Raw genomic sequence first — 11,241 nt, 5'->3', positions numbered from 1 at the left:
GTTCACACAGGCAACTATGACCCCTGTTAGTTACCAAGTGGGTAAGCAAACAATCATTGCGCCAGCAGTACGATATGAATATGGTTATGCCTATAACATTGGTGGCAAAAGGCTTTTAAAACTAGTCACGTTAAATTGGGCTCCTTATATCGATGAATCATTGTGCAACAATGGCTGGCTGTTTCAATTAACCGTTAAACTGTTGCTGCAAAAAGGCTATGGTGTGCATATTGAATTTTTTCCATGGGCGAGAGCGGTTAGAGCAGCCGAGTTAGGAAAAGCGGATATTTTATTTCCCGAGTATTTTATTGATGATGCCATTATGTCAGATAATAGGCCGAGTAAAACACGCAATGATTTACTGGCTTTATCCTCAGCAGTTCCTGGTGGTAATTTGTCACTGATCGCACTCAGAGGTAATAACTCAAACTATAACGGCAGTTTAGAGTCAATAAAAGATCAAATTATTGGTGTGGTCCGATCATATAAAAACACCCCTGAACTCGATGAGCTGATTGATTCAAAAAAAATTAATACCATTATTGCCAATAATGAGTATCAGCTAATTCATTTACTAATGAGCCTGAGAGTCAACCTGATTGTAGCCGATTATGATGTGTTAATTGCCAGTATTGAAAAATCTGTCGCTTCAGCAAAAGAAAAGCAACAAATGAAAAACGCTCTGGTTCCATTATCCCCTGCTCTCGCTTACAAACCATTGTATTACATGGTAAGTAAAGCAAATCCACAGTGGCAGGAAATTTTAGCCGATCTCAATAACGAGATAAGTAAAATGAAAGAGCAAAGAACACTTTTAGCCTATATCGAAAAAAATAAGCAACAGTGTAGCCGATAATAGTAAAGCGCTTAAATATTAGCAAATAAGCGCCTTTATACTACTAAAACAACGACTCAAATGTCCCATCAGGAAATAATATACCAGGCACCCCTCTTACCGCTGTTACATCTGCGATTTGTGTATCGCCAAAATATAATCCACCACTGTAGTTGCGACCTTTTTGCTTAACATCTAACCAGCGACCTTGAGCACCGTGGATCACAGCATTAATATTATTGCCTACTGTACGTAAGTTAATTTCAAGTGCTCTATTCTTTAGCCGTAAGGCAATCTCTGCATTGGTAATATCAGCTAAACGATTCAAACGACCAACATAAGCAAACTGAAAATCCGGTGCGCCATTTAATGGCGTTATCAATTGCACAGCAAATGCAAGATTCTGTGTAGCTTCATTTATAAATGGCGTTGCTTCGATTGCTTGTAAGTTAAACTGTGTCGTTTGATTTTCACTAACAAGCTGACCCTTAAAGTCAAAACCAGATACCACTGTCACAAGCTCTTCAAAAGGAGTAACGAAGCGATCGGCGTTTAGCTTTATGTCACCTGTTAACACACCGCTATTGGCGTTTTCTAATGATACCGTTGTCTCTATATTCAGCTGCCCGGTTGTTTCACTTTGATCATTTGAAAATGGATCGTCAGTACCATCAAACGACAGCACTAAATCACTCACATCGGCGTTTAGTTGAGTATCTTGGCCTATCACTTTAGCACTCATAATACCGGAGACTTTATTACCCAACAGTCCACTTACTTGCCATTGTGGAATATTCAAATCTAGTTGTACGTCATGATCATCATACTGGCCACTAATAGCCCAAGAATAAGGGGATTGTTGGTAGTTTATTGTCAGTCCCTGTAAATTATAAACTCCTGCGTCGGTATTATTTAATGGCGAAAAATTATAGAGCACGTCATAAAGCACATTCCCTAAAACGATAATAGCTTGTTGCGAGTCTTCGCCTAATATTGTTTCAAATTCAGTCAGCTTTTGTTTGAGCTCATCACTGTACGTTTGCTCTTGTAAGCGTGCCACACCTATTATATTACGCACATCTTCGAGTAACTCACGAGAGTGTAATTGCTCTTCATCTCGTTCTTGTGGCGAAATATTGCTAGCACTCCCAATCATAATGAGCTGTTGTTTGACCTCTCCAACGACGGATTGCAATAATTGATTACCATCTTCATTAAGTAAATTCTCTGACACATAGCGATCTGCAAAAGTACGATAAAGTGGCAAACTTGCTAACTGGGCCTGTTGTTCTACCACCGTATTATTGGCTGTATTTAAGCTCGCCTCGATATCCGCAGCTCTTTTTAAGATCACACCAAAAGTCAGTGCATTAGTAAGCAGCTCGGTTTCAAGGTTGTCATTTAGTTGGCTGTGAGTAAGGTGATAAAAAGGTGTCGCACTCAAGCTCTGCGTGGTTATGCTTATGTCTAAGTTATTGTCGCTAATCACTGAGCTGATCGGTGATAAATAGACCTTATTTTCGCCCGGAGCTGCAAAAAAATCAGCACGGTAACTTAATGTCATATCCATCACTTCTTGATAATCAATACGACGATTGGCATTCCCATCATTCGGATTATTTCTCACTGTGCGACCACAACCTGCAAAACTTGGACATGTTAACGTCGTTGCATTTGAGGTAAATTCAACATGATGAAAATTTAAAGTTGTGGCTGATAAAGTAACATCGTTAATATCTGCAACGTCAATATTTTCTATAGAGCCCGTGTTATCATTTATGATCGTTAATGTACCCGCAGTGGATTGCCAAGGAGCAATATAAAAGCTTACCGTAGAAGACGTTTCCAGCATGGCCGGTAAAGTGTCTGCTGTGCCATTATCTGATGAGCCACCACAACCAACTAATGACATAAGTAAACTAACTGATATAAGTTTTTTAAACATCACAAGTCCTTAAAACGCTAACTTCAGGTACCAATTTACATTGGCATAATACGCTTTATCAATATCGAGATTATCAGTCTGTATATTGAAACCAAAATAATCGTTCTCAATACCAAGCAAAAATGCTTCACTTTTTATTTCATAACCACCAATTACTGCCCAATGATCCCAAAAGTGCATGCGTGCTTTTAATTGAGAAAACGTATCTTGATCAAATTGTTTAACCATCAGCTCAGTAGAAAACAAATCGTTAATGCGATAATCTGCATAAACTTTGATACGCACCGGCATATCAAATTTATGCGTGACTTCGTTGCCATACTCAGACGTTGCTAAGCGTACTGTTGGCTCAGTGACAATATCCCCATCATCGTTTTCAGTAAACGGGACCTCTGTTGTATAACCATTTGCAAAACCGCTTTTTTCATACTCAGTTTCATACAGTAAGTCTTGTGCAAGTAGCCCAACGCTTAAATCATGGTTTATTTTCCAATTAACCGCTAAATCAACGCTGTACCCTAAGCCGGATGGGTTCTCATCTGGAGTAAATCGCTTAAATAAAATATCTTTCGAAAAATAAGAGTCGACTGTTAATGCGCCTTGGATCTCATCACTATAGACTGTGCCTTCGACTTTCAGATCTTGAAAATGCGTACTAGCAAAAACCGTTAATTTAGGCGTTATTGTTAATGCGTCAGAGTCTAAAAATTTGAAATCATATGAAACAAACAACCCATTGGTGGTTGATTGCTTACCGTCTAGGTAATAAACATAATTTCTATCTTCAAAAGGCAGGTCATTTTTTTCAGTATGCAAATAACGCGCGGTATCCGCATCAAAGCTTAAAACATAATCAAAGCGGCTTTGATAACCGACTTTAAAATTTCCATAGCCAACACCAAACTCAAAAACATTATAAGTAAAGGCGCTATCACCGGATGTTAATGGAGCATCAAAATCATCTATAAATGCTTTAACTGGTTGGGTCTCTGTGTACACTTCTGAATCGAATGTGGTAAAGACTTGAAACTGCTCTGCAGCGTAACTAATAGGGGTAATTAAAAAAGCGGAAAATCCTAACGTGAGAATTTTTTTTTTCATACTTATTTCACTTGTTATTATTTTAGCTAAGAGGGAGAGTACTCTCCCTCTTAAAGTTACTTTTACTTAGACGAATCTAAGAAAGTAATATCTGTGTAATCGATGACTTCGCCATCATAATATTTAACAGATATACCATTTGTTATTTCTGTAACCTGTCCGAATTCCGTAATCATATTATTGAAATTGGCATTAACAGACCCAGAGAAATCTTCACCATCTCGAGCGCCAATGAACAACTCGTAACCAAACCCATTATGTAATTGAATTTCTAATCCGTAAAGGTCTTCTTGATAGTTACCATCAATAGAAATAGTTGCGGTAAAGTTAAGGCCTGAAGTTAATCCTGAAGCCGTAATTGCAGCTATACTAGAAGAGTCGGTTCCTGCTAATGAAAGTGTCCCCACAAAACCAGAATCACCATCAATTATTTCGACTCTGCTCCAACCATTTACAGCCAATACAGTTCCATCAATCGCCGTATCTGAGTTAACTTCTTCCTCAAAGTCAATTGCTAAACATGAGTCAGATTGCTCTGTTGAGATTACGCCATAGTAAGCATCAACACAATCTTCTAAAGCATCACTCATGTTAGCTAGTGTTTCGATTTTAATAACCGCACCATCTTCGCTTTTTATCATACCACCAAAAGCAAAAATAAGTGCTTTGTTGTTGATGGAGCCATTCACAGTAACCTTTTCGCCTGTTACTGTATTCATAAGATCCAGCTCTAAATCATCTTTATCAAAACTATAAGTCCAAGCTGGATAGCGAGTTGAAACCACATCAACTCCTTCATCGCCATAATCCCATGCTTCAGTCAATACGTCGTAGATTACTTCTGAAATATCAAATAAAGCTTGGCCACCAGTTTTAGTTATAAGCGTAGCACTACGCGCTTGTTCTGTTCCTGCTTTTACCTTAACTAACAGCTCAAACTTAGCAATTGTGGATTTAGCATTTGTTTCAAGAGTTGTAGCTGTTGTAAGAGCAGTAGCGGCTTTATCTGCAAGTTCAGTTGCAAACGCAGTACTTAATTTTGCAGCTGCTGATAATTCAGCGGCCATTGTTTTATCAATTTCTTCGGAAGCAATCGCCGCTAACGATGCAGCAGCAGTTTCAGCTTGGTCAGCAGCACTGGCAAGTTCATCTGCTTTAGTACTAAGAGCCATAGCCTGGATAATTGCAGATTGTGCTGATGCAAGAGCAGCTACAGCATTTTCTTTTGTATCAAGCATTGCTGCATCAACAGCCATCATAGCCGTCGATAAATCGGCTTGAGCAACCATTGCAGCTGAATCAGCTGAACCTAGTGAGGCATTGGCAACACTAGCATTATTTTTGGCAACATCTAGTGCTAATTCAAATGCTGCTACAGCCTCATTAGAACGTGCTTCTTCTTCTGCAATACCTTTAATTAACGTAACAACGGCAGAAAGTTGTGCTGTTATGGCATTGACTAACACATCTGATTTATCTGTTAGTTGCTGATATTCATCCCCTAAACCTGCGGCAGTGCTGGCAATTGAAGTGGCTGAATTAAGCGCAGCAGAAAGCTCTACTTGCAACTGGCTATACGCTACTTTATTACCCGATAAAGTGAATACTGCTGAACTATAAGCGAGTACTTTATCCGTTGTATCTAAACCTGCATCCCCCAATTCTTTAACTGTATTGAGTTCAGTCACGCCCTTAGAAACGGAAGTTGTAGCAGTTGCTAATGCGCTAGTGATAGTTGTTATTTGTGATTCTAATTCTGCAGCTACTTTAGCTACAAAGTCATCACCAGCATCACAGTTATCTTCACAGCCAATCTTCTCTAATGCTTTTTTTACTTCTTTTGCGGTTTCATTTAAATCTTTATCTAAGCCTTTTTCTTTTGCTTTTGCTTGCACATCTTCAACAGCTTTAGTGGCTTTATCTTTGAGTTTTGCAATCTCATCAGGATCGGTAATACCTAAGTTTTCAGCAACTTTAGTAAATGCTTCATCAATGCCTTCACCTGTTACTACTGCGGCAAAAATAAGGCTAGTATTCTCAACGGCTTTTTGTAGTTCAGCTGCAATCTTTTGGACAATTTCATTGTCACTGTTGCTTACTTTGCCTTCTGTAACCGCGGCAGACAAACTTGCAATCAGGTCTTTTAATGAGCCATTGGCACCCGCCCCAGCAACAGACTGCAATGAAACGGCAGTTTGAACTAATGCCAAAGTACCTGCATCCAGTGAATCACCTTCGCCAATATCACTGAAGTCAACCGCACCACCAAGAGAAATATCACCAAGTAAAGAAGCTGCTTTAATTGCGGTATCAGGGCCTAATATTTGAATTAATGTTTTTAAACTTGCCGCTGCAACTGCTTCATCGGAGACTGTTGAACCATCTTTAGCGCCATCTAACAATATTTTTGCTGCAATACTTGTATAAAGAGTCACATTAGCAAAGTACTGCTGTGCACCACTCCCATCACCTTCCGCAAAATTAATACCACGAGCACTTGCAGGCGCTACTGGCGCTTTAATAAACTTAACAACCTGTAGTTCAAGATCGTCTTTGTACCATTCGCCAAAATCAATCGCAGTATCACCATTATTTATCATCCCAGCGTCTTCAGATGCTGCTGGGGCTTCATCATAGCTGCCACAACCAGTAAATGAATCACATTTAACCATACTGTTATCATCTTCTTTCGACGTACTCACCGTAATATAAAGTGCTCCCGTAAAGCCGTCTTCAAGGTAAATATTATATGCACCCGTGATTGATGTCATTGTCTCAGTTGGATTAGCTGCCGCAACCATTGCCTGTGCTTTGGCATCAGCATCAGCTTGAGAAGTCGTCGATTCTGCAGTATAGCTTGCATCAGACGCAGCCTCTAAACGATACGCAACGGGAACAGGTTCACCCGAGTCATCGACTGTAGATACTGTCACTACAGCATTTTTTAACGAACCTTTTACCGCTTTCCCAGATACTTGGGTATTAAAATTAGTGCTGACTTCGCCTTTATATACTGTAACTGGGTCAGGCTTGTTATAGTTATTATCATTATCTGAACCACAACCAGTTAGGCCGAGAGTCAATGCAACCGAGGCTGCAATTGGGGTAAATTTAATTATTCTTTTCGCCATGAAAATCTCCTAGAGTGCTTGTTAGCAAATAGCATTACTGAAATCGTAGCCTATATTAATATCAACAGTCATTTAAGTTAAAATTATGTATCAAACCGTATCAAGTTAACGCAATAAGCTACTTTGTTATTACATGTTATCAACTTACCACCAATATATGACAATTTATGGAAAAATGTAATTTTAATTACACCTGTAAATAATCAACTGACAGGCTCAAAGAATTTATATATCCAGTAAGAAAATAAAAAATAAAAACATTTAAAAACAAGTTCTTAATTATTTTTCATTTGTTTTTTAATTGATTGGGGAACAGATAAGAGATGAAATGTTAACCGAAAGATATAAAATAATGCAAATCCATTTACATTCATTCACATAAATAAGAGAGGAAAAGTAACTTAGCAGTCACTTTTCGTTTTCTTACATTAATTAATTCGCCTCAGGTACTCGGACAACGCCTTCCATTAGCACACGAGCACTGCGACTCATACTGGCCTTGGTTACCTGCCACTTACCGTTTTGAAGTATCGCTTGCGCGCCTACAGTTAATGTACCTGACGGATGGCCAAAATTAACTTCGCTCAACTGACCGCCACCAGCTGCAAGATTAACGAGCGATCCTGCTATCGCAGCTGCGGTGCCGATTGCAACAGCGGCAGTCCCCATCATGGCATGATGAAGTTTCCCCATCGACATGGCACGTACCAGTAGGTTGATATTATCACTGTGAATTTCTTTACCGCTTGAAGCTAGATATTTCATTGGTTTATTAATAAATGCCACTTTTGGTGTATGTTGACGCGCTGCCGCCTCACTAATATGAGCGATCAAGCCCATTTTTACTGCTCCATGCGCTCTAATAGACTCAAGCTTAGCTAATGCTTGTTCGTCATTATTTATATCATCTTGAAGTTCAGTGCCGGTATAGCCGATATCTGCTGCATTAACAAAAATAGTAGGGATACCCGCGTTGATCATAGTGGCTCTAAGTACACCAAACTCAGGGACTGCTAGTTCATCAACCACATTGCCTGTTGGAAATAGCGCACCATCGCCATCCGCTGGATCAATGAACTCTAATTTCACCTCAGCGGCGGGAAATGTCACTCCGTCGAGTTCAAAGTCACCCGTTTCTTGTACTTCACCATTGGTCATTGGCACATGCACTAAAATGCTTTTTTTAATATTAGCTTGCCAAACTCGCACTATAGCCACACCGTTTTCTGGAATACGGCTAGCATCAACAAGACCATTACTAATTGCAAATGCGCCAACTGCAGAAGTTAAATTGCCGCAGTTTCCGCTCCAATCAACAAACGCTTTATCAATAGCAACTTGGCCAAATAAGTAATCAACATCGTGATCAGCTTGCTCACTTTTACTTAAAATAACGGTTTTACTGGTACTAGAAGTAGCCCCCCCCATACCATCGGTTTGTTTGCCATATGGATCTGGGCTACCAATCACTCGCAGCAATAAATTATCTCGCACAGAACCTGCCACTTGTGCAGCCTCTGGTAAATCGCTGAGATTAAAGAATACCCCTTTACTAGTGCCACCGCGCATGTAGGTGGCAGGTACTTTAATTTGTGGTTTAAATGTCATAGCTGTTTTCCTTATACACTTTGCGTGGCTTCTAAAAAGTCTTGAGCAAAGCGTTGTAATACGCCACCTGCAGCATAAATGGATAGTTCTTCTTGAGTATCAATACGGCACTTTGTTGGCACATTTAATACTTCACCATCAGTGCGGGTAATCGTTAAATTAACGCTCGCACCTGGTGTTAATTCACCAGTTACATCGTAACTTTCACTACCATCTAGCTTAAGCGTTTTACGGGTGGTGCCCGCTTTAAATTCCAGCGGTAATACACCCATACCAATTAAGTTAGTACGGTGTATACGCTCAAAACCTTCTGCAGCAATAACTTCAACGCCTGCTAAACGCACGCCTTTGGCTGCCCAATCACGAGAAGAACCTTGTCCATAGTCAGCTCCTGCAACAATAATTAATGGTTGTTTGCGCTGCATATAGGTTTCGATTGCTTCCCACATCCGAGTAACTGTGCCCTCAGGCTCAATACGGGCATATGAGCCTTGTTTCACTTCGCCATTTTCAATCACCATTTCATTAAGTAATTTAGGATTAGCAAAAGTTGCACGTTGTGCAGTTAAATGGTCGCCGCGGTGCGTTGCATAAGAATTAAAGTCTTCTTCTGGCACACCCATATGCGTTAAGTACTCACCTGCTGCACTACTGGCCATAATTGCATTTGACGGTGATAAATGATCAGTTGTGATGTTATCGCCAAGTACCGCTAATGCGCGCATGCCTTGCATGGTACGCTCACCAGCGAGTGCGCCTTCCCAATATGGCGGGCGGCGAATATAAGTACTTTGTGGGCGCCAATCGTAAAGTGGGTCGTTATCTTCACCGTAATCAACGGTTAAATTAAACATCGGCTCGTAAACCTTCTTATACTGCTCAGGTTTTACGCTTTGTTTAATCACTGCGTCAATCTCTTCATCTGATGGCCAAATATCTTTTAAGGTTACGTCATTGCCCTGCTGATCTTGTCCGAGTACGTCTTTTTCAATATCAAAACGAATAGTTCCTGCAATGGCATAGGCAACTACTAATGGCGGAGACGCTAAAAATGCTTGCTTAGCGTATGGGTGAATACGGCCATCAAAATTACGATTACCAGAGAGCACAGCCGTGGCGTATAGGTCGCGATCAATCACTTCTTGTTGAATAACGGGATCAAGCGCGCCACTCATACCGTTGCACGTAGTGCACGCAAAGCCAACAATACCAAAACCAAGTTGCTCTAATTCTGACAGTAATTTGGCATCTTCAAGATACGATTGCACTGTTTTTGAACCCGGTGCTAATGAGGTTTTAACCCATGGCTTGCGAGTTAAGCCCTTCGCATTTGCATTACGCGCAATAAGACCAGCTGCAATGACGTTACGTGGATTACTGGTATTCGTACAACTAGTGATAGCAGCAATAATACAGGCACCGTCCGGCATTAAACCATCTTCATTTTCAACAACCCCAGAGATCCCCTGCACTGCCAAATCACTGGTTGAAACACGGCGATGCGGATTTGACGGTCCAGCAATATTGCGGCCAACGCTTGATAGATCAAATTTTAATACCCGATCGTACTGCGCTGTTTTTAGGCTGTCGCTCCACAGACCGGTAGTTTTTGCGTAATTTTCAACTAAGGCAATTTGCTCTTCTTCACGTCCTGTTAGGCGTAAGTAATCAATGGTCATCTGGTCGATATAAAACATCGCTGCGGTGGCACCAAATTCTGGTGTCATATTTGAGATAGTAGCGCGATCGCCTAATGTCAATGCATCTGCGCCTTCACCATAAAACTCTAAATAGCTTGATACGACACGCTGGCCACGTAAAAACTCAGTGATCGCAAGCACGATATCCGTTGCTGTAATACCCGGTTGACGTTTGCCACTGAGTTCAACACCAATAATATCAGGCAAACGCATATAAGAGGCGCGGCCAAGCATCACGCTTTCGGCTTCAAGGCCGCCAACACCTACTGCAATGACACCTAACGCATCAACATGCGGTGTGTGGCTATCAGTACCGACTAAGGTATCAGGAAAAGCAATCCCATCGCGGCTTTGGATCACCGGCGACATTTTCTCAAGGTTGATTTGATGCATAATGCCGTTACCCGGAGGGATCACATCAATATTTTTAAACGCAGTTTTAGTCCAATTAATAAAGTGGAAACGGTCATCGTTACGTCTATCTTCAATAGCGCGGTTTTTTTCAAAAGCATCAGGATCAAACCCTGCGTATTCAACGGCTAATGAGTGATCAACAATCAGCTGTGTTGGTACTACTGGGTTAACTTTAGCTGGATCGCCGCCTTTGGCTGCAATGGCATCACGCAAGCCAGCTAAATCAACCAGCGCTGTTTGTCCCAAAATATCGTGACAGACTACGCGCGCGGGATACCAAGGGAAATCTAAATCTTGTTTGCGTTCGATAAGCTGCGACAGTGCTGCGGTTAGCATTTGCGGCTCACAGCGGCGTACTAAATTCTCTGCTAAAACACGTGATGTATAGGGTAAGGCTGCGTACGCACCAGCCTTAATTTCATCAATTGCAGCTTGGGTGTCAAAATAATCGACATTAGAGTTAGGTAAGGGTTTTCTGTATTTAGTATTGTTTATGATAGTCATTAC

The 11,241-nt window shown here is 40.8% G+C and carries 6 protein-coding genes; 1 reads left to right on the top strand and 5 read right to left on the bottom strand.

The genetic code is table 11. The annotated features are described in order from the left end of the window. The first annotated feature begins 16 nt into the window (after positions 1-16). A complete protein-coding gene (locus H5186_RS00565; RefSeq protein WP_259398518.1) occupies positions 17-856 on the top strand; it encodes an ABC transporter substrate-binding protein in 840 nt (279 codons plus the stop codon). Between the two features lie 43 nt (positions 857-899). On the opposite strand, the gene H5186_RS00560 is transcribed toward H5186_RS00565, so the two are convergent. The 5 genes from H5186_RS00560 to acnD form a co-directional block, all read right to left on the bottom strand. Beyond that, on the bottom strand, positions 900-2,780 hold the full coding sequence (locus tag H5186_RS00560) for a hypothetical protein (protein WP_182793936.1): 1,881 nt from the start codon (positions 2,778-2,780) through the stop codon (positions 900-902). A gap of 9 nt (positions 2,781-2,789) precedes the next feature. Then, complete coding sequence (locus H5186_RS00555; protein ID WP_182739757.1) at positions 2,790-3,881, bottom strand: hypothetical protein; 1,092 nt, start codon at positions 3,879-3,881, stop codon at positions 2,790-2,792. 62 nt (positions 3,882-3,943) lie between these two features. After that, positions 3,944-7,012: a hypothetical protein gene (locus tag H5186_RS00550; RefSeq protein WP_182793934.1), complete on the bottom strand. Its 3,069-nt coding sequence runs from the start codon at positions 7,010-7,012 to the stop codon at positions 3,944-3,946. 432 nt (positions 7,013-7,444) lie between these two features. Further along, positions 7,445-8,620, bottom strand: a complete 1,176-nt coding sequence (gene prpF / locus H5186_RS00545; RefSeq protein ID WP_182718741.1) for a 2-methylaconitate cis-trans isomerase PrpF — start codon at positions 8,618-8,620, stop codon at positions 7,445-7,447. Positions 8,621-8,631: 11 nt separating this feature from the next. Then, complete coding sequence (gene acnD, locus H5186_RS00540) at positions 8,632-11,238, bottom strand: Fe/S-dependent 2-methylisocitrate dehydratase AcnD (RefSeq protein WP_182784971.1); 2,607 nt, start codon at positions 11,236-11,238, stop codon at positions 8,632-8,634. Between the last annotated feature and the right edge of the window lie 3 nt (positions 11,239-11,241).

The sequence above is a fragment of the Pseudoalteromonas sp. SG41-2 genome, assembly GCF_014164535.1.
Classification (GTDB): Bacteria; Pseudomonadota; Gammaproteobacteria; order Enterobacterales; family Alteromonadaceae; genus Pseudoalteromonas; species Pseudoalteromonas rhizosphaerae.
Note: the sequence above shows the minus strand (reverse complement) of the source record. Positions and strands in the feature narration are given on the sequence as shown.

Coding starts and splice junctions, on each gene's coding strand:
- H5186_RS00565 (WP_259398518.1), top strand. CDS start 17: ATGACCCCTGTTAGTTACCAAGTGGGTAAGCAAACAATCATTGCGCCA.
- H5186_RS00560 (WP_182793936.1), bottom strand. CDS start 2,780: ATGTTTAAAAAACTTATATCAGTTAGTTTACTTATGTCATTAGTTGGT.
- H5186_RS00555 (WP_182739757.1), bottom strand. CDS start 3,881: ATGAAAAAAAAAATTCTCACGTTAGGATTTTCCGCTTTTTTAATTACC.
- H5186_RS00550 (WP_182793934.1), bottom strand. CDS start 7,012: ATGGCGAAAAGAATAATTAAATTTACCCCAATTGCAGCCTCGGTTGCA.
- prpF (WP_182718741.1), bottom strand. CDS start 8,620: ATGACATTTAAACCACAAATTAAAGTACCTGCCACCTACATGCGCGGT.
- acnD (WP_182784971.1), bottom strand. CDS start 11,238: ATGACTATCATAAACAATACTAAATACAGAAAACCCTTACCTAACTCT.